This is a genomic window from Ruegeria lacuscaerulensis (genome assembly GCF_013034745.1).
In the GTDB taxonomy this organism is placed as follows: domain Bacteria; phylum Pseudomonadota; class Alphaproteobacteria; order Rhodobacterales; family Rhodobacteraceae; genus Ruegeria; species Ruegeria lacuscaerulensis_B.
Map to the genome: position 1 here is coordinate 1 of NZ_WQGP01000020.1, position 19,717 is coordinate 19,717.

General features: G+C 50.9%; 14 protein-coding genes. 6 read left to right on the plus strand and 8 right to left on the minus strand.

The features are described 5' to 3' along the window. Positions 1 to 11: 11 nt before the first annotated feature. The 4 genes from GOV79_RS21960 to GOV79_RS21975 form a co-directional block, all read right to left on the minus strand. Complete coding sequence (locus GOV79_RS21960; protein WP_170791756.1) at positions 12 to 737, minus strand: hypothetical protein; 726 nt, start codon at positions 735 to 737, stop codon at positions 12 to 14. Between the two features lie 166 nt (positions 738 to 903). Then, complete coding sequence (locus GOV79_RS21965) at positions 904 to 1,110, minus strand: helix-turn-helix domain-containing protein (protein WP_170791757.1); 207 nt, start codon at positions 1,108 to 1,110, stop codon at positions 904 to 906. A 180-nt stretch (positions 1,111 to 1,290) separates the two neighbouring features. After that, the gene (locus GOV79_RS21970; RefSeq protein ID WP_170791758.1) at positions 1,291 to 1,599 is read right to left on the minus strand and encodes a hypothetical protein; all 309 of its coding nucleotides are present in this window, start codon (positions 1,597 to 1,599) and stop codon (positions 1,291 to 1,293) included. 76 nt (positions 1,600 to 1,675) lie between these two features. Beyond that, positions 1,676 to 2,113, minus strand: a complete 438-nt coding sequence (locus GOV79_RS21975) for a hypothetical protein (RefSeq protein WP_170791759.1) — start codon at positions 2,111 to 2,113, stop codon at positions 1,676 to 1,678. Between the two features lie 986 nt (positions 2,114 to 3,099). Here GOV79_RS21975 and GOV79_RS21980 point away from each other — a divergent pair. Both GOV79_RS21980 and GOV79_RS21985 read left to right on the plus strand, forming a co-directional pair. Continuing rightward, positions 3,100 to 4,098 (plus strand): Lnb N-terminal periplasmic domain-containing protein, encoded by a 999-nt coding sequence (locus GOV79_RS21980; RefSeq protein ID WP_170791760.1) that lies wholly within the window; start codon positions 3,100 to 3,102, stop codon positions 4,096 to 4,098. A gap of 194 nt (positions 4,099 to 4,292) precedes the next feature. Further along, positions 4,293 to 5,447, plus strand: coding sequence for an alpha/beta hydrolase (locus GOV79_RS21985; RefSeq protein ID WP_170791761.1), 1,155 nt, complete (start codon positions 4,293 to 4,295; stop codon positions 5,445 to 5,447). An 82-nt stretch (positions 5,448 to 5,529) separates the two neighbouring features. Here GOV79_RS21985 and GOV79_RS21990 read toward each other — a convergent pair whose 3' ends face one another. Beyond that, a complete protein-coding gene (locus GOV79_RS21990; RefSeq protein ID WP_170791762.1) occupies positions 5,530 to 6,489 on the minus strand; it encodes an AraC family transcriptional regulator in 960 nt (319 codons plus the stop codon). 190 nt (positions 6,490 to 6,679) lie between these two features. On the opposite strand from GOV79_RS21990, the gene GOV79_RS21995 reads away from it, so the two are divergent. The 4 genes from GOV79_RS21995 (at position 6,680) to GOV79_RS22010 (ending at position 13,849) form a co-directional block, all read left to right on the plus strand. After that, positions 6,680 to 7,498, plus strand: coding sequence for a hypothetical protein (locus GOV79_RS21995; RefSeq protein ID WP_170791763.1), 819 nt, complete (start codon positions 6,680 to 6,682; stop codon positions 7,496 to 7,498). A 327-nt stretch (positions 7,499 to 7,825) separates the two neighbouring features. After that, entirely contained in the window at positions 7,826 to 8,947 is a 1,122-nt protein-coding gene (locus tag GOV79_RS22000; protein WP_170355512.1) for an efflux RND transporter periplasmic adaptor subunit, read from the plus strand. Between the two features lie 15 nt (positions 8,948 to 8,962). Next, entirely contained in the window at positions 8,963 to 12,085 is a 3,123-nt protein-coding gene (locus GOV79_RS22005; protein ID WP_170791764.1) for an efflux RND transporter permease subunit, read from the plus strand. Positions 12,086 to 12,160: 75 nt separating this feature from the next. Beyond that, complete coding sequence (locus tag GOV79_RS22010) at positions 12,161 to 13,849, plus strand: aspartate:alanine exchanger family transporter (RefSeq protein ID WP_170791765.1); 1,689 nt, start codon at positions 12,161 to 12,163, stop codon at positions 13,847 to 13,849. 12 nt (positions 13,850 to 13,861) lie between these two features. Here the strand turns inward: GOV79_RS22010 and GOV79_RS22015 are convergent, their stop codons facing one another. From GOV79_RS22015 to GOV79_RS22025, 3 genes are all read right to left on the minus strand, one after another. Further along, positions 13,862 to 14,452, minus strand: coding sequence for a potassium channel family protein (locus GOV79_RS22015; protein ID WP_170791766.1), 591 nt, complete (start codon positions 14,450 to 14,452; stop codon positions 13,862 to 13,864). A 256-nt stretch (positions 14,453 to 14,708) separates the two neighbouring features. Further along, complete coding sequence (locus tag GOV79_RS22020; RefSeq protein ID WP_170791767.1) at positions 14,709 to 16,607, minus strand: DUF3604 domain-containing protein; 1,899 nt, start codon at positions 16,605 to 16,607, stop codon at positions 14,709 to 14,711. 84 nt (positions 16,608 to 16,691) lie between these two features. After that, the gene (locus GOV79_RS22025; protein ID WP_170791768.1) at positions 16,692 to 19,046 is read right to left on the minus strand and encodes an arylsulfatase; all 2,355 of its coding nucleotides are present in this window, start codon (positions 19,044 to 19,046) and stop codon (positions 16,692 to 16,694) included. Between the last annotated feature and the right edge of the window lie 671 nt (positions 19,047 to 19,717).

Genomic DNA, 19,717 nt, shown 5'->3' on the forward strand with positions numbered 1-19,717 from the left:
GCTCGTCAGGCTCATAACCTGAAGGTCGCAGGTTCAAATCCTGCTCCCGCAACCACTTGGGTCGAACAGAGTCTCGAACAAGCCGCCTCAGGGCGGCTTTGTTCGTTCTGGGTCAGCCCAATCATCGCTGAAAGTGCCCCTTCCAGTTCGATCTGAACGCTATCCTGTTTATGTTGGACCGAGACACGCTCGATCAGGCCCCGGATGATCTCCAAAGCCCCTGTACGGATCGACGGATCCGATAACGCCTTTGCAAGATCAGCGACCTTGGAGCGATAGAGTTCGGACAGGTTGACGCCTTGCCGGTTCAGATAATGCACGAAGCGGCAGAGCGCGGGTTGCAATGTCTTGTCACCGGACGCAAGTACATCCGCCCACAGCGCGTGCCAATCGGGAGACAGATCATAGATCCGGTTGAAGCGGCGTTCCACCAGCCCGAAATGCGCGAGCGCAGCCCGTGCATCACTGACCGCATTTTGCCAGCTCTTTAGTGTCAGACCAAGCGAAGCCGGTGCAACTTTAGTCAAACGGGGCTGCAACCAGCGACTGTCGCAGGGCACATCCTCTGGCGGCAGCCCAAGGGCTTTGGCCACGCGGCGCAGACCGGAGATCATGTCGCGACGGCGTCCGTCCGACAGAGAGCTGTCGGAGTGCAGTTGGTCGATGAGCTCGGCGAACATCGGTGTGTCGGCTTTGACGAAGGCCAATGTCAATGGAACGGGGCTCTGGCTAGTCATCGGGTTTGCGGTCCTTTGGACATGTCAGGTCTCGGGCGGACGGGTGTGGACAGGGGGTCCGATTCGGGAAAAGCGTAGCATAGAAAGTTAGAAACTTACGGGCAGGCCCTCTTCCCGAGAATGCCGTAACCCATTGACATAAATGGACATTAATGGTCGCGATTACCTACCAGCACTGTGCCTGCCGGTAGGCGGCATGAGCTGCCGGATCAATGCGGATGAGGCGTCCGCCAGGGCCGACCCGAATAACCTCAAGCAGGCCAGCCGCAATCGCACGGCGCACCGTCTTCTCCGAGCAATTGTCCTGTTCAGCGACGTCTTTCACCGTCAGAAGCTTGCGGGGTGGGCTCTTCTTCGCATTGATCTGTGGCATACTGATGCGCCTCCTTTTGGTCAGAGGCGTCCCGACCCAGTTCCCGTACTGCCTGGGCAGCCAGCAATCGGACCAACTGGTCAATCGCTGTCTCAACCTGCTTGCGCGCGTAGTCGTCAGAAGGGGGTGTGGCAGGAACGCGTGTCATGCCATGACCATGACAACGCGGGCTTGCTCATTCTAAGTGTATTGATTGCCCAATTCCGGCGGCGCCCAACGCTCTTGCTCTTCGCGCTCAAGCTTGTCGCGAAAACCGTCAATGTCCACGCGGATCGTCTCACCGCTCAGGATTTGCCCCGGCTCGGTGATCATCTTCACGACAGCCTGGATAAAGTTGACGAGCGGACCTTGCCGTTGTCCTCCGGGGCGACCGTCTGAGTATGTCGTATAGGTTAGGGGGCGACCGGCATCTTTCCAGATGTAACAGCAGCTCTCGACGATGTACTGACGGCGTTTGTCGCGCGAGAACCGCTTGTCCCGGGGCGACATCTCTGCAACTGCGCCGGGGGTCACAAGGATGTGCCGAGTGTCATCTATGACATCTTGAGTAAGCGTCGTGGCGGTCTCAAGCTTGTCGAGGACTTGAGGAAGAAGGTCTGCATCTTCTGGCGTCGATACGAAATAAGTCGAAAGCGAGCCCAATGCGTTCCGGAGTTCTTGTGCCCCGCTTGGCTTCCCGCAGGAGTGTCTTGAGGTGCTTTTGACCTCGTACAATCGCTTGCGAGCGACGGACCTCAGTCAGGTTGATTGCGATGTCGTCGTCGTTATTGAGGCAGTTCCCAAGAAGCACAGAGAGTTCGCGTACGAGCTTAGTTGGCAGGCCAAACCGTTCAGCCAAGCTCCCGATCATGTCATCAGATAGAGCACCGCGTTCGCCATAACTGCCGAGCTTCCATGACATCGAGCACTTGATCCCATCCATGTGCGGATAGACGGAATAGTCAACTTCAGTATGTGCAACGTCTCGATTGTCCTTCAGACCGCTGTCCGCGTTAGCGCTCATGTTATTCTCCGTTTGGCACACTCTAGGGTCTGATCGCGCGTCCAAAAGCTTACGTGCAACAAGGCGGTACTGATTGCTCAGAAAGCGCTGATTGAGACACGGCGACCCCTTCCAAGGTTGCACATCAACAAAAGAACAGGAAGAGAACAATTTGGCTAGGTTCTGTGTCGAGCCGCTGACCCGAACCGCCTGCGCTATTGGTGGGCTGCGGCGCTTCGGGTCAGCTAAGGTTTGTGCAACTTGCGGCCGCGCGAAACACAAAGATCCCCCCAAAAAAAGCAGATCAATACACTTAGTCAGCAAGAGCGCAAAATCGGACGTTCCGGGCCGGGATGGGTCTCCCCGTCTCCGTTGCGCCCGGTTTATACTTGCTGCTTTCCCTGGCAAACGATCAAAAAAAGCGGTGACCACGGTACGTTCAGGACCGGCCTCCAATTGTGAACTATGGTTCGGGGACTACCCCATCCCGCACCGACGCGGCTCCTTCTGGCCCGGTGCAGAAACGCGACTACGGAACCCACCGGTCGACGGTCGTCTTCAGACGCTCGTCGAACCGGGGATCGCCGAGACCGTGCGCGGTCAGAGCGGGGCAGGTGAGAAGCCTGCGGGGAAGCGGCTGGCCTCCGACAAAAGGCATCGCGCAGATACGAACCTGAAAGCGAAGAGCCTTCTCCCGCAAGACCGGGGGGAAGGAGCGGGGGCCGGATATTGTCTTATGACAAGTACGGGCCAATTTGCGCTAAGCGGCGAAATATGAAACTAAAAAACAACTAAACGGATGTTTGATAACGTCCAGCGAGAAATCACTTTTATGCGGTCGGCTCTTACAGGCGCGGTGCTGACGACAGTCTGCCGTTCGAACGAACTGACCCAGAGGTATGAGGCACAGGTCCTTTTTCTGACGCTCACCTTGGTTTTTGGTCTCGCTAGTCGACTCTAGCCGTTTTTACGGTTGTTTCGGGCTCAATTGAATGGTGGGATACGCTATGCGCACAGTGCTGAATGCTCTTTGCTTTCTTTTATTGTTGCTAGTTGTCGCTTACTCAACAGTATGGGGCACTTTGGCCCTATGGTTCAAATTTTCAGTCCCAGAATTGATCCGGTTAATTGCGATCGTTTCCTTTGTCGTCGTTGGCCTCGGAACGCTAGTTTCAATTTTTCGAAGAAGTAGATGGCGATGGTTGTCTGGATTCGCAGTATTTCTCGCAGCAATACTAATATGGTGGAACTCACTAACCCCACCTTCGGACGGAAATTGGTCGCCTGATGTTGTACGGACAGTCACAGGTGAAATAAGCGGCAACACACTAACTCTGAATGACGTTCGTGCATTTGAATGGCAGTCGGCTGATACTTTCGAAGAGAAGTGGATTACTAGAGAATACGATCTGTCTCAAATTGAAAGTGTGGACCTCTTCATGTCGTATTGGGGTGGGCCAGAAATGGCGCACCTTATGCTAAGCTTCGGCTTTTCTGATGGCAGGTATTTGACGTGGTCGATCGAAGTACGCCGACAGGTCGGAGAGTCTTTTTCTCCCGTGGCCGACTTTTTCAAAGCGCATCCTATTGTAATGATAGCGGCGGAGGAGCGTGATGTCGTCGGGCTTCGCTCTAATGTTCGAAAAGAGAAAGTACATCTGTTCAGGCTGCGTGGTGAATTAGAAGAGCGTATCAAACTGATCAGCGCCTATGTAGAAGCTGCAAATGAAATCGCCGAGCGACCCCGCTGGTTCAACTCAGTTTTCACCAATTGCTCCCGATCAGCAATTTTAATCGCGCGACATGTTGGCATTAGCATTCCTGGCGACTATCGCGTTGTAATTAATGGCTATTTTCCTGACTACCTGTACGAGCAAGGACTGACCAATACTGAGATTGATATTCAGCAGTTATATAGTCTTGGAGATATCACAGCTAACGCGCTAGCAAACGGGCTAGACGAGGGTTACTCAGCAGCTATCCGCAAAGATGTTCCGGTTCCTTAGCTCTTGGTCTTGGAAAAGTCATTTTATCTTTGAGACAGTTGCTGGATGGTGCTGCTGGAGCAGAAGTGATTTTTCGGTCTTTCGGGTGGAAGCCTTGAGATACAGGGAAAATTGCGGCCCGCCTATTTGTCCGATATTTATATTCCACTTATGTGTAATGTGCTCTGGCTACGATGCCTTTGACGGCGATATTCGTGGAAAAAGGGTTTGTGAGGTTGAGCTTCAAAAAGACCATAGATCAGTCGCGACGGCACTTCGTATTATCAGGGAGCGTTTTTGTCGCGACTGGGTGCAGTTCCAAAAGGAACTTAGTCGGCCTTGAACCGACAAGAGCTTTATCCAAAACAGAAATCGATGAAAGAGGTCATCGGATCTTTATCGCTACTGTTCGCGAACCTTCAACGGTGGCGACTGAGTTTTTTTCAGGTCGTCGCGCCAATCGTCTTAACTTTGCGGCTGTAGATGTTGTAATCCCGCCAAACCACAAGACGGGCAAGATCGAAAGGCCGAGGGGTAGCTCGCCAGATCCCGATAAGCATTTCGTTATCACGAACCCGCAGATATTTGACGAAGATAGCAAGTTTGTGGGCACAGTAGAGAACAGTGTTTTGGCTTTGCCAAAGGGAAAACGTTCATCCCTGCTGTGGATACATGGCTACAACACAAATCTGACTGATGCAGTGTTGCGGTTTGCTCAATTTCTGGAAGACACCGGGTATAGCGGAGTGCCCATCTTATATTCTTGGGCCTCTCAGGCTCGTTTGGGTGCCTACGTCTACGACATCAACAGTGCACTCATTGCACGGGATCAGCTTGAGGAGGTTCCTGGGCTACTCAAAGACAGTCCTGTAGAAACAATAGATATCGTAGCCCACTCGATGGGTAACCTTGTTGCCATGGAAGCCGCTCGCGGCATCGCAAATCGCGGGCTTTTCAATGTCAGCGGTAAACTCAGAAGTGTTATTCTTGCGTCGCCCGACATAGACATAGACTTATTCATTGCTCAGTTATCAGCGATCCCCAAGGACAAACGGAGGTTCTATGTGCTGACATCCGAAAATGACCAAGCTCTTGCGGTTTCAAGCTTGATTGCAAGAAACCCGAGAGTGGGACAGCTAGATGCTACACTGATTTCCGAGCTTGGTTTGAACGTGATTGACCTGTCCCAGGTGCAAGACACGACCACTGTACACCATTCAAAGTTTGCTGACGCTCCCGAGGTTGTGCGCCTGATTGGGGACAGAATACTGGCAGGCGATAAAGGCGCTAAGGTTTCAGGTCGCGCTGAAGCCGTGGTTATTACCGCCAGTGGTACCATCGCTGTCGTTGACGAGGCGATATCCAACTGAATTTGGGAGCATGACGCACTTTCGGCCGGCTAGATCCACCGATCTCTATTCTTGGGCTGCGAGTATTGTGCCACAAAACATGCTAGTGTCGGCTAAGTGTTTCTTCCGGCAGACATCCGAACACCCGTTTGTATTGTTGAGCAAAATGACCTTGATGAAAAAAACCGTTTTCAATCGCAACACCTTTGATTTGGACTTCCCCAACACTGGAAGCACTAAGTGTTTTGTGGACTTTGTTCAGGCGTATGCGTCGTAACCAGGTTGCGGGGGATATACCGATGCAATCTCTGAACGCGTAGTGTAAAGTCCGAAGGCTTACTCCGATTTCACTGCATAACTCGACCAGACCCACGGAGCAGACATCGTCCGAATAGGCGATATCGCACGCGCGACTAACGATTGCCGCGGAGCGGCACGATTGTGGGGAAGCAAATTTCGAAGCCTGCGAGCTAATCAACTCCCACAAGAATAACTTTGTAAATTGGTCAAGCAGGTGTTCGATCTCAAATTCATTTGCTTGCTTCGAACGGTGCAACAAATCTTGAGCCGCGAGTCCCAGCCTTTTACTCGCCTGCTGAGTTAGACTACTGACTGGAGGTATGTCTTCAAAGTCGAGCTCATCCCCGGTGAGATTGAGCGCCAGAGACCGCGCTTCCGAAAAGTGAACGGCCAGATTTACCCCATCCCAGTTTGTACTGCCAATAAGCTCGGCTTCTCGATTGGGAGGCTGAACAACAATCGAACCTGTTTCGATTTTTTCTCCAAAAAAAACTGCGGGTTCAGCTTGTTCCAAAACCAGCGCTGCCGAAAAACAATCGGGCACACCTGTGCCGCGGTACACTATTTTTTGATTCCATTTCTCCCGAGCAATCTGTTTTTGACCAACTTGAAGTAAATCAAGACTGCTCTCCAAAGGACCAGCAGTCATTTGGTAGTACTCTTGATCCCAACCGACGGAGGCGTCCTGCAACTGCCCGACGTCAGACGTGGTTGTGAATGTCCGTTCAACCGACAAGTTTTTGTATAGTTCTTTGTCCCCCATCTATTCCGAATATCACATTCAGAAAATCTGACATAACAATATTTCTTTGACACGTAACAGTCAGTTATTGAGGCAAATTCCTTGGTCTGTGACACGTATTTTGCACTTTTGGGATGTCGAAATTCCCCCCAATGATCGCCTTTCAATGCAAGCATGTTTTCCTAAACACGGGGCTTGGTAGGCGGACCGAATGCAAATTGGCGAGGGAAGATTGCGGCGTGTGCTCTGTGTCTTAGCAATATTGGCGGCTAAGGTTACTCTTTTCAGTAGCCAAGTTTATGGACAAGACAGCGCAGACGCTGCGGCGCAGGCCAATAACCCTCTGGCAAATTTCACGGCTTTCAACTTGCAGAACTATTATGTCGATGAGTTGACTGGCCCTAGCGAAAACGATGCAAATTCGTTCATTCTTCGCTACGCCCAACCGGTTCAGCTAGGGGAAACAAACTGGCTGATCCGCGCGTCTTTGCCGTTCAACAGCTTTCCTGTCGGCGATGGTGGGTCAACGGTGGATGGGGTAGGGGACTTTGACATCTTCGCCGCCTATCAGATCGACTTACAAAGACCAGGAGTAAGCTTTGCAATTGGCCCTTCTATTGTGGCTCCAACCGCCTCCGATGACCGCTTGGGCAGCGACCAATGGCAGTTGGGTTTGGCTAATGTCTACTTCAATGCGAAATCGACACTTTGGCAGTATGGGTACTTGCTAATTTGGCGAAGCGGCGTGGGTAGCACGAACGACAGGGAACGCGTAAACACCGCCGCATTGCAACCTATTCTGTTCCGCCAACTCGACAACGGCTGGTACACAGGCGGGGCTCCAATTTGGACAGCAAATCTGGAAAACGGTGATTATTCTGTACCGTTAGGCCTCCGGGTCGGAAAGGTCTGGGTAAAAGGAAAAACTGTATTCAACGTGTTCGTTGAACCTCAATGGTCAGTTGCCGATAGCGGACAGGGACAACCAAAACGACAAGTGTTTTTTGCACTAAATATGCAGTTCCAATGATTGAAACGAGCTTCTGAAAAAGGACTTACTACAACGCAAAAAAGAGAGGGCGCAAGTGAAAAGCTTAAGAATCCGCCTCCCTGTTCCGTCGGGTGTTCAGGAAAGTTCTTCTGCGCCGACCAAAAAATGAGATTGCTGACACTAGTCACGTAGCTGCCTGTTAGATGACCGATTCGGTAGGGCGTTCACTAAAAGCACTTTTTATTCAAAGGTTTGAATGATTGCTTTGTGTAGAAAAGTTAAGCGCCTACGATGAAGTCTGAGTAACGAACGGAAAGCCAAACAGCGCGGTCATCCAACCTGTCCAATTCAGTGAGAGTAAAACAAATGGAAAAAACTTGCTTTAAACAACACGCCAAGTTTTGGATGACGATTTGTTTTGTAGGTGCACTTGCAGGGTGCTTTGAAGAGGATAGTGCCGAAGCGACAGAAAAACCTGCTCGACCGGTTTTGTCGATGATCGTGGGTGACACAGAAAGGTTTCGGACTGACAGCTATCCTGGTCGAGCCGAAGCTGTACGGGAAGTGAACCTGTCTTTCGAAGTATCGGGGCGAATGATTACCAGACCGGTCGATGTGGGATCGACTGTCAGATCAGGGGAAATTCTCGGTTCTTTGGACCCGGAGCCTTATGTAGCTCGGATTCGCACAATTGAAGGGGAACAAGCTTCTCTTCAAGCGGCATTGTCCAACGCAACCACAGAATTGGAGCGCAGAGAAAAACTGCTCGAAAATGATTTTGTTTCTCAGGCCAACGTCGACGACCAAATTATGGTTGTCGATGCAGCCAAGGCAAAAATTGAAGCGACTGAAGGTTTGCTGGACGCTGCTCGTCTCAACCTAAACTATACGGAACTGAAAGCACCTTTCGATGGGATTGTGTCGGAGGTTTTTGCGGACAACTTTCAGAACGTTGTCGCGAAACAACCGGTAATGCGCATCCTGGATACTTCCCAGATCGAAATGGAAATCGGCGTTCCAGAAGCTCTTATAGGGCTGGCTCCTTTCGTGGAAGAAATCAGCGTTACTTTTTCAAGCCTACCGAATTTAGAAGTTCCTGCAGAAATTTCCAGGATAGGTTCTGAGGCGTCGCTCAGCACTCGTACGTATCCAGTTACAATTGTAATGGATCAACCTGACGAAGCCAAAATCCAACCCGGGATGGCCGGTAAAGCGACTGCTCGTGTACGACTGCCCGAGAACTGGGCGAAGACCGGTGTTGAGATTCCCAGCGCAGCTGTGTTTTCGCCTGACGGGGAAAACGCGGGAAACACTTTCGTTTGGCTTATTGATGAAGCGTCAAACACAGTTTCTCCAAAATCTGTTGAAGTAATTTCTATCGGGGGGAGGGGATTAGTTGTTCAAGGGCTTGATGCGGGGGATCGTATCGTCACTGCAGGTGTCAATGTCATAACCGAGGGCCAAAAGGTCCGGGTCGAAGCGCCTTAAATTCTGGAGGCAGCCATGTCACTTCCGCAGATATCCATTGAGAACCGAGTTGTAACGTATTTTACGCTGTTCCTTATCTTGGTCATCGGAACTTTTAGTTATTTCCGTCTTGGCCAACTCGAAGATCCCGATTTTACAGTCAAAACCGCGATCGTGATTACTCAATATCCTGGTGCAAGCCCTGAAGAAGTTGAACTAGAGGTTACTGACCTCATAGAATCTGCGATTCAAGAACTCCCGGAACTTCGTTTTCTTACGTCTTACTCAAAAGCTGGACTTTCAATTGTAAAGGTCGAAATCAAACAGGAGTATTGGGCGGACCGCTTGCCCCAAGTTTGGGACAAGATGCGTAGCAAGGTCCGGGATGTCCATGGTCAGCTTCCGCCAGGAGCCATGACCCCAAACGTTATCGACGACTTCAGTTTTGTGTATGGGTTCGTTCTTGCGATAACGGGCGACGGTTTCTCCTACGCGCAACTGGAAGAATACGTAAAGGCGATCCGCAAAGAGCTGGCGCTTGTTCAAGGAGTTGCACGTGTCGAAACTTGGGGAGTGCAGCCAAAGGTTATTTACCTTGATGCTTCGGAACAAAAGCTTCTGGATCTCGGGGTAACGACGGAAGACTTTGTTGCAACGCTGGCACTGCAGAACCAGGTCGTTAATGCGGGGCAACTAGAGCTTGGCGATATGCGCCTTCGAATTGCGCCGACTGGAGAATTTAAAAGCCCTGAAGATATCGGGAATTTACGAGTCCGTACAAGCTTGCTGGACAAAGCTCTGGATATTCCCGCGGATTTTGCTGATGAGGCAACTCGCCCCAGAGACCGCAGTGCTGAAACAATCGCAATCAAGGACGTTGTAGATGTCAGACAAGGTTACCTGGAACCACCCATCAATGTCATGCGATTCAATGGCCAATCCGCAATTGGGATATCAATAGCCAATGTGACTGGCGGCAATATTGTAGACACGGGACGAAATTTGGATGCGGCTTTGGCCATTGTCGAGGCCAACCTTCCCTTGGGAATTGAAATGCACAAAATCGCTTGGCAGAGCGATCTCGTGACGGAAGCCATAAACGCCTTCATGATAAACTTGGGCGAAGCGGTTCTTATCGTCCTAGTCGTTGTTGCTCTGGCCATGGGTTGGCGTATGGGGCTGGTAATAGGCGGTGCGCTTATCCTGACGATCCTCGGCACCTTCATTGTAATGTCTATACTGCAAATTGATCTTCAAAGGGTTTCTCTAGGTGCGCTGGTTATTGCTCTGGGAATGATGGTCGATAACGCCATTGTAGTTGCAGATGGTATGGCTGTCCGTTTGAAGAAAGGAATGGATCGCAAGGCGGCTGCCATTGAAGCCGCTGCCCAACCGAGTTGGGCTCTTCTGGGCGCGACAGTTATCGCAATGATGGCTTTCTACCCAATCTTCGCAGCAACCGCAGATGCAGGCGAGTATGCCGGTTCACTATTTGTGGTGGTAGGGGTTTCGCTGCTGCTAAGTTGGCTTATTGCCATGACAATCACGCCATTGATGTGTGTTGATCTTATCAAGATCTCGGAAGCTGACCGAGACTCATCACGAGATCCATATGCAGGCGTTGTTTTCACGATGTTCCGCGCGGTCTTGTCTACATGCATCAGAGTGCGCTGGCTTACCGTAATCGTTATGCTGGCAGTGTTCGGATCCGCGCTTTACGGGTTCCAGTTCGTAGATCGACTCTTCTTCACTGATGCGACGCGGCAGCAGTTTATGGTCGATATCTGGGCACCTGAAGGTACGCGCATTCAACAAACTTCGGCTCTGGCAAAAAGGGTGGAAGATCACCTCGAGGGAGATGAGCGTGTTTCCGGAGTTTCCACGTTTGTAGGTTCCGGAGGCCCCAGATTCTATCTTCCCGTTGATCCAGAATTTCCCTACGAAAGCTACGCACAAGTCATTATTAACACGACCGATCTAGACAGTGTTTATAGCCTTGTCGAGGAACTAGAGCCATGGGTTGTGGATAACCTGCCTGAGGCAATGGTCCGAGTTCGAAAGTTCACAGCAGGTCCCGGTTTTACCTGGCCGTTCGAGGCAAGGTTCTCGGGCCCGGCAAATGCAGACCCGGAAGTGTTGAGGGATCTTGCGCGGCAGGGGGTGGAGATACTTCAAAAGTCGCCCTACGCAAAGGACATCCGGACCGACATGCGCAATCGAGTTCCAAAGATTGTTCCTGAGTTTGATCAGGTTACGGGTGTTTGGACCGCAACTTCTCGCGCTGATATCGCGAATGCGTCTCGCGCGGCATTTGACGGTTTGCCCGTCGGACTCTATCGCCAAAACGAAGATCTCTTGCCAATTATTGTTCGACGTGTCGACGATGAAAGGCAACGAACTGCCGAAGACTTTGAGCTTTTGCAGGTCGTTCCAGCCCTGTCTGTAAAGAACTTGCCGCTCTCTGCGGTAACAGAAGACATCAAAGTTGAGCTGGAAGACCCAATTGTTGTGCGCTGGAATCGCAAGCGCGCTGTAACTATTCAGGCCAGCCCTGACGAAGTTACATTTCCAACGTTGTTCGAAAGTGTCCGTGAGGAGTTCGAGGCTATACCCTTGCCTCCCGGTTATCAGTTGGAATGGCGAGGAGAATACTTCGGGACAGTGGACAGTCAAACTTCGCTTCAGCCCGGTGCGGCGCCCGCTATCATAATTATCGTGTTTTTGATTGTGGTGCTCTTCAACGCTATTCGACCAGTTTTTGTGATCTTCTCGGTCGTCCCGCTGGCGATAATCGGTATTACCGTTGGTTTGCTAACATTCCTGCAACCCTTTTCTTTCATGGCGTTGCTTGGGGCCATGAGCCTCATCGGGTTGATGATAAAAAATGCGATTGTGTTGTTAGACGAAATCAATCTGAATAAATCGCAAGGTATGGAACAGTATGACTCGGTAATGAATGCTGCTGTTTCTCGACTAAGCCCGGTTTTGCTTGGCGCAGGTACAACGATTCTTGGGGTTCTTCCATTGATGCAGGATATCTTCTGGGTCGCCATGGCAACGACGATGGCCGTCGGATTGGCCTTTGGGACGGTGTTCACGATGATAATGATTCCGGTCTTCTACTCGATTTACTATCGTGTGAAGGAGCCAGCAACGTAACTAATTGGGGTTATCTTTCCAGCCGGTAAAGCAACCAAAGGCGAGAACAACGATACCCTCTACAGCGGGGCAGAGATGACTATCGATTTCTTTCAGCTTTTCTCAGCCAACTCGGTGTTGGTCGTTTTTACGATCATTGCCATCGGTTACGTGATAGGCAACGTCAAAATTGGTCAATTCGAGATAGGGATTACCGGCGGTGTTTTGCTGTGCGCTTTGGTTTTCGGTCATTTTGGATTTCAAATTGATCCGATCGTCCAATCAATCGGGTTTACTTTGTTCATCTACTCGGTTGGATGGCAAGCGGGTCCTCAAATTATTAACGTGTTGCGCCAAGATGGCCTCAGCTATTTGACCATCGCACTATTTATGTCACTGGGCTCTTTTGCATTAGTGGTTGGACTGGCGCTTGTGGTCGACTTGGAAAACGCGCTTGCCGCTGGTTTGATGGCAGGGGCATTGACGAGTACTCCTACACTTGTAGGGGCGCAGAACGCTGTAGAAGCCGGGTTGGTTCCAATTCCGGCCGGTTCAACTTCTGAGGCGATAATCGAGAGCATCAGTGTAGGATACGCGATTACATATATCTTTGGTACCGTGGGTCTTTTGCTGCTTGTTAAGCTATTACCAAGCCTGCTTAAAATTGATCTGGTTGAAAAGGCGCAAGATTTTGCGAAGGAACGCGGCTTTGTTGCTGAGGATTCAGCAAAGGAGGCCGAGCGCCCAATTTTACGGGCTTACGAGGTTCCATCTGTCGATTACGAAAAGAAAACCGTAGCTCAAGCATCATCCGATTTTTTGTCTCAATATCAAGACTATGGCGCCATCTATAAGTTAAAGCGCGGCAACGACATAATCGACGTGTCGCCAGACACAACTCTTGAGCCTGGTGACAAACTCGCATTTTTTTGCTCGCCGAAACTACATGAGAAAATTCGGGAGGAAATGAAGCTCGGCCGCGAAGTGCTAGACGAAGACTTGGTAGACGCTGTGGTCGACGTTGTTGAAGTGGTTGTCAATTCCAGCTTCGCAGTCGGTCAAACGATCGGGCAGCTTGCAATCCAACAAGAGCATGGGTGCCGACTGACGCGATTGACACGCTCGCAAATAGAAATGCCGCTGTCACCTTCGACAAGGGTCCAACGTGGCGACGTGATGTATTTGACCGGCGAGCGTGCCGCTTTGCAGCAGTTAGTTTCGATATTGGGGGTAGAAGAGCGGGCCGCAGTGGAAACCGACTTGTTGACATTTGCAGCCGGAATAGTCGTAGGGCTGTTTATTGGTCAGATAACAGTAAGAATTGGTGGAATTGACGTAGGAATAGGTAATGCCGGCGGTCTACTTGTTTCAGGGATCGCAGTTGGCTTTCTCAGGGCCAACCGCCCAACGTTTGGTCGTATGCCAGCTGCGGCGCGCTTTATTCTTATGGAGCTAGGGTTGCTGTTTTTTATGGTTGGCGTTGGCCTAAATGCCGGCGGTGGCATAATCGAAGCTCTTGGTGCAGTCGGGCCGAAACTATTTCTTTGTGGTGTTGTCGTGACGTGCATCCCACTATTGGCTGGATATGCATTTGGGCGGATCGTTCTGAACATGAATCCAGCCTTACTTTTAGGGGCTCTCACTGGTGCAATGACAAGCACACCAGCTCTCGGGATTGTTCAACAAGCGGCGAAGAGTTCCGTTCCATCCCTTGGCTATGCAGGAACTTACGCGCTTGCCAATGTACTTTTAACGGCTCTTGGAACACTAATCATGCTGCTTTGATAGTTATTCGAGCTACTTAGTGTGAGTCCCATATAGGCTGACAAGTCTCGCGATTAGTATTGCTTGGAAAAGAACTCCTACAACCGCTTCTAAGATTGACCAGATTTGAACAACCGCGTTGTTGGAGGTTATGTCTCCATAACCGAGGGTTGTGAGTGTCATAAAGCTTAAATATATGTAACTACTCCACTTTTCAGATCCGTTAGGCTCTCCAAAATCTAGAGCATGTGGCAAAACTGTATGTATTATTGAAAAAATCAGTGCCCAAGCAATGCCGATCAATAGATAGCAGGACACAGCATCGGTAATGACTTTCAGGTTAATATAGTCGGCTGCAATAATGGCTTTCATCAAACTGATGAACGCAAGTACCAACAATAATAGGGACAAAATATACCCTACTATGAACCAAGCGTCTCCGAAATCTAATGCGCCAGTTAAACGAACGAGTAGAGTTGCCAAAGCTGCCGCTATTGCTGCCATTTGTACTGTGGGACGAACTGCCAAAGAAAGAACAGCGCTCGTTAGCACTAGGCAAAAAATCACATCCAGAACTCTTTGCCCAAGGACAAAACTCTCCAGCAGTGGAGACATCACGATCATGAGTAGCAACGAGGCTAACAACAAGTAAGAGTTATGCTGCATAAGCATGCTGTTTCAATTCATGGCCTAGTCATTGAGGCGCGGTTGGTCTTTCATACTATATCGTCGGGAAGATTTCGGTGTCATCGCGTTAGTCTCAGCGCACCTCTGTGTTGCTAAAACAGTTTTGTTCGACTATGTGCCGCTATCCCGTGCGAAAGAGACCACAGGATGAACGTGCGTGAGCCGCGTTCCTTTTTGAGTTTTAGCTAAACACCTATTTTGGCGTATACCAAATGGGGGAAGTGTAAGCGCGGTCCTGCAATTGCATCCGAGTGCCTTCCGGCATTTGGACATTGAAGAACTTCGCGTCGTAAGCTGTCCACCGAGGCGTCGGAATCTCTATCACACGAACATAGTAAAATGCTCGCTTTTCTGGATCAAATTCCGGGTCAATCCAGTAACCGGTTAATAACGGCTCACCTATCGTGTTGGTGTAAGAGGCATCCGCTACATTGACAGTGTTGCCGACATCTCCATCACAGGCGTGATCGACGACAGCCCGATCACCGCAGGCTACGTCAAAGATTTTCTCTGAAGTCGTGCCGTCGTCGTTCAACCAGCCTTTCACGATCTGAATGCGATCAAGATTGGCGCCGTCGGGATCACGCAGAGCACGGATCATCAGTGTCGGAGAGCTGCCACTTGGCGCGTCGGTCAGGTCGCCACCCATCGGCACCCCGCGGGCATAGCCGGTACGGGCAAAGTCAGGGCGCGAAACCTCTTCAGCGTTGAAATCCCAGCCCGCGAAAACTCGAACAGAAAGGCGCGTTCCGGAAGTTGCATAAGTTTCCTTCCGAGCCATAGCGTCCCAGATTGACTCGCGGGTATTTTCCCTTGCCCAAACAGCTGCAAGACCCGAAGCACCGACGTCGGCTTCCATGATAGACAATGCGGGGTCGTCGGCTGCAACAAGCGGGTGGAAAGCACGGTCAGGAGCGGGCTCTACGAATGAAGCCTTTGAAAAATTGTTCTCTTCGCGCGAAGTGGGCAGGGCAGTATGATTGTCTGTTGAACCGATCATTCCGAATTTGAAGGGGTTAACGCCAAGGTTTGCCTCTGCCATAAGGCCGGTCTTCAAGGCCTCGCGAGCGTATTCAGCAGGGAGCATCTCAGGCGTCTTTGCGCCCTGACCGTTTAGATTGCCAGCGTCGATCGTCTCAAAGTCGGCGAACGCATCGTCTGGGGACAAAAGCGGGTGGGCCTCACCATCACCTTTTTGTTGGGTAACTTCCGCCAAAGGCTCCCAACGAATGCGCTTGGCCGCGTAGTTCGCGTCGATTGGTTCCCCTGACAGATTTGACCCGTCAATGGTCTCTAATGCGAACATAAGCCCATTCGACAAATTACCGTTGTGCGGGATCGCAAGGACCTGACCGCCGGTTTTCTCTTCATAAGCCGCCATGTAGTCCCATAAATCTTCGGGATCGGTGGAGTCGTATTGCGAAAATGGGAACACTTGGGAAGTGCGATCTTTGCCATCACGGAAGATCACAACGCGATGCATGTTGTTGCCGCCGGGGTGAGACGTCCATTCGAAGCCATGAAATGTGGTGAATGTTCCAGGCTGGTAGTATTCGTCAGCGTTGGTTGTTGCACTATCCCATGCCGTTGCGAGCAGTTTTGGCTCGTTGATCAAGTCGGTATCATTAGCGCGCAGCCACTCAAGAAATGCGTCATATCCGTTGCCGGATTTAACCATATCATGCCAGCGTTTACCGGTCTCGTTGGCCAGAATTAGCGGGTCCGAGCGACGGATAAAATCTGCGAGGCCCAAGTTTTCGGCATGATCGGCCATCACTACAAAGTCGAGAGGGCGGATCAGTTTTACCCTCCAACCGAGCGCGCTTGTCACCTCTTCGCCACGTGATACGCGATACCCGGCATCCTGATCCAACACTCCGCCTGCCATACCTGAATCTGCAGACCACGAGGAGTGCAAGTGCGTATCACCGAAAAGAACACGGTTAGGAAAATGGTTGTCGACATAAGGTGAGTATTCAGCCCTTGGCTCATCGACTAAATCAGCGGGTGGCAAGAGGTCTTGCGCAGTGGCTGAGGTCGTCGCGGCGACCAGCGTTGTGATTGAAATTGCGGTGGCAAAACTGAGCTTCATTTAGGGCCTCCATTTCCACGTTTTCGAGCGAAGGTTTTGTTAGGACCTTAGGGACGCTGGTAGCTCGCAAGTTATGGTTTCCTCTTAAGGGTCCAATTCAACTTCGACTTTCTTCAAAACTCCTGGGAAGTCGAATGGCACATGATAGTCTTCGCTCACTGGTTCTCCTGCGTCGGAGCCAATATCGAAGGTCTCGTCGAGAGATATCCGGTAGCCCATTGTCCGTTCGACCCGGCCCTCACCCACAAGTGTATCGTCTACAAAGAGTTTTCCTGTCCCGCCAAGGCCGACACCTCCACCTTCGTATTCGAACTCGTAGCGAATAATATGCTCGCCCGGCGTAAGGACATCTCCCACTATGTTGTACCGCTCAAGGTTGGCGACATTGTAGGTGTAGATTGGCTTTCCTCCCAACACATAGAGCGCCCATCCTCCAAATCGTCCACCTTGTGTGACGAGCATTCCGTCAGTCTCACCCTCGCCAATTTCAACATGCGCAGTGATCGTATGTGACTTGTTCTTGAAGTCGGGTGCAGTGCCTTCCGGGATACGTCGCATGTTGTCGAAATATGTGAACTTCGAACGACCTTGCGTCAGGCTCGGACGGAGCGCTACGTCCAGCCTGTCGACCTTGTCGTTGTCGATTGGAAGGACATTGTATTTGGCGGCTTCACCATAGAATAAGATCTGCAACTCGGCCAATTTCTCGGGGTTTTCGTTAGCTAAGTTGTTGGCCTGCGAGAAGTCCTCTTGGACATTATAAAGTTCCCACATCCAATCATTGATCACGTCGCTTTTCTGGGTGACGCTAATCCAGGGAGCTTCCGGCGGGGTAGTGGTGGCTACCCACCCGTCGCTATAAATCGCGCGGTTGCCCATCATCTCAAAATACTGAGTGCGACGAGTTGATGGGGCGTCGGCATTATCGAAAGCGTAAACCATGCTGGTGCCTTCAATTTCAGATTGCGCGACGCCGTTTATTGATGTCGGCGCTGGGATCCCTACCGCTTCAAGGATTGTCGGCATGATGTCGATTACATGGTGGAACTGACTTCGCACTTCGCCTCTGGCTTCTATCCCCGCTGGCCAGCGAATGATCATTCCGTTACGTGTGCCTCCGAAATGGCTGGCAACTTGTTTGGTCCATTGGAATGGCGTGTTCATGGCGTGCGCCCAAGCTGAAGGGAAGTGACCAAAGGTATTTGGCCCTCCCAGCTCATCCATTCTCGCGTATGTATCTTCGAAAGGTACAGCGATGTTGTTGAAGAAAGTCATTTCATTCAACAGGCCATCCGGACTGCCTTCGGCGCTCGCTCCGTTGTCGCCCATCAAGTAGATAATGAGGGTGTTATCCAGTTCACCGGTCTCCTCAACAGCGTCGATGATCCGGTTAATTTGATGGTCCATATGGGCAAGAGCGCCAGCGTAGACCTCCATCATTCGTGCGTAGAGTTCTTTTTGTTGGTCGTTCAGTGAATCCCAAGCACGCAGTTGCTCAGGTCTCGGAGTTAGCATGGTATCTTTAGGGATTATTCCCAGTTCTTTCTGCCTGGCGAACGACTCTTCACGGACCTTGTCCCAACCTTGATCGAATTGTCCTTTGAATTTTTCGATCCATTCCTTTGGAGCGTGGTGTGGTGCGTGCGAAGTGCCGGGCGCATAGTAAACGAAAAACGGTTTGTCCGGCGCAAGTGCATGTTGTTCGCGAATATAGTTGATAGCCCGATCCGCCATGTCTACGTCTAGGTGATAGTCTTCAGTGTTGGGCGGTTCGATCGGTTTGGTTCCATCGAAAATAGCAGGGGTGAACTGGCTCGTATCGCCACCAATGAAACCGAAGAATTGTTCAAAGCCCAAGCCGGTCGGCCACAGATCAAAAGGTCCGACTTGGCTCGACTGCCAATCAGGAACATTGTGGTTCTTACCGTACCATGCGGTATTGTAGCCGTTTCCCTTGAGAATTTCTGCAATAGTTCCGTTTTCCTTAGGCATGAGGGAGTTGTAGCCTGGGAAGCCGGTGCCGATTTCCATTATTACACCGGTCGCGTTCGAATGGTGATTGCGCCCCGATATCAACGCAGCCCGGGTTGGCGAGCATAGTGCGGTTGTATGCATCTGGATGAAACGTAGTCCGTCTTCGGCTAGTCGATCATATGCTTCTGTTGGGACAGGTCCGCCAAATGCTGTGGGTGCCCCGAACCCAACGTCATCGGGCATAATTAGAAGAATGTTGGGCGCACCTTCCGGGGCGACGACTTGCCTCGGAAAGTCCAGACTGGAATCGCCAGTTCTTAGGCCGATATGACCGTTGAATTTAGTTAAAGGGATCGGCAAAACCGAGCGGTCCCAGTCATTCTGCGACATAGATGGCGTTGCACACAAAGACAGCAGGCTCGCCAAAATTACACTTTGTGCTGCACCCAAGTTCGGCAACCTCATGTGTTATCCCTTCTGATTTAATTGCTCAAACGGTCTTCTCAGGTGACCGTTCATATCGAATGAATGTTGGTAGCCGGCGATCTACCTTTGTTTCAGGTGCCAAGAACTCTACGGTTGGGTGTTGGTCTCTTTGCACGCTGTGCCGGTGTTTATTTGGCAGCTTTGACCGTCATCACTGTCACAGTTGAACTAATTTTCACTGCTAGAGTTGCTCGAAACTTTAGCAGTGTTAGCAAATGGAACTTGAGCGCTTTGATTAACAGGCTGCTCAGGGTTTAGTTTGCTTCGAGTAACGACGCCAAACTACTTTAAGGTTAGGCAATCCGATGCTGAACGCCGCACGACACCTTGCTCCTCTCGTACCGTCGCACCTTTGGCTAGGTCAAAACATGTGCACAATTGGGTGAATTATTTGTCGTGCCTGTTGATTTTGCACGTTATTTTAACATCCCAAAAGTGCAAACCGACGCGTTGGTGGAGGTTTGGGCGACCCTTTATTGGTCGACTCGTCCGTTTTCTTTTAGTGAACCAAACTCTTCAACTTATCCTCATGAAGTTAAGAACTGCGCAAAGTTGTATCGTTAGAAAGTCAACTTCGCGGACGTTCGGCAAAGGCCAAATCCTGCTCCCGCAACCAGCGTCAGAAATCCCCTACACAGCCCGGTCAGACT

Coding starts and splice junctions, on each gene's coding strand:
- GOV79_RS21990 (WP_170791762.1), bottom strand. CDS start 6,489: ATGGGGGACAAAGAACTATACAAAAACTTGTCGGTTGAACGGACATTC.
- GOV79_RS21970 (WP_170791758.1), bottom strand. CDS start 1,599: ATGTCGCCCCGGGACAAGCGGTTCTCGCGCGACAAACGCCGTCAGTAC.
- GOV79_RS22025 (WP_170791768.1), bottom strand. CDS start 19,046: ATGAGGTTGCCGAACTTGGGTGCAGCACAAAGTGTAATTTTGGCGAGC.
- GOV79_RS21965 (WP_170791757.1), bottom strand. CDS start 1,110: ATGCCACAGATCAATGCGAAGAAGAGCCCACCCCGCAAGCTTCTGACG.
- GOV79_RS22000 (WP_170355512.1), top strand. CDS start 7,826: ATGGAAAAAACTTGCTTTAAACAACACGCCAAGTTTTGGATGACGATT.
- GOV79_RS22015 (WP_170791766.1), bottom strand. CDS start 14,452: ATGATCGTGATGTCTCCACTGCTGGAGAGTTTTGTCCTTGGGCAAAGA.
- GOV79_RS22005 (WP_170791764.1), top strand. CDS start 8,963: ATGTCACTTCCGCAGATATCCATTGAGAACCGAGTTGTAACGTATTTT.
- GOV79_RS21980 (WP_170791760.1), top strand. CDS start 3,100: ATGCGCACAGTGCTGAATGCTCTTTGCTTTCTTTTATTGTTGCTAGTT.
- GOV79_RS22020 (WP_170791767.1), bottom strand. CDS start 16,607: ATGAAGCTCAGTTTTGCCACCGCAATTTCAATCACAACGCTGGTCGCC.
- GOV79_RS21995 (WP_170791763.1), top strand. CDS start 6,680: ATGCAAATTGGCGAGGGAAGATTGCGGCGTGTGCTCTGTGTCTTAGCA.
- GOV79_RS21975 (WP_170791759.1), bottom strand. CDS start 2,113: ATGAGCGCTAACGCGGACAGCGGTCTGAAGGACAATCGAGACGTTGCA.
- GOV79_RS21960 (WP_170791756.1), bottom strand. CDS start 737: ATGACTAGCCAGAGCCCCGTTCCATTGACATTGGCCTTCGTCAAAGCC.
- GOV79_RS22010 (WP_170791765.1), top strand. CDS start 12,161: ATGACTATCGATTTCTTTCAGCTTTTCTCAGCCAACTCGGTGTTGGTC.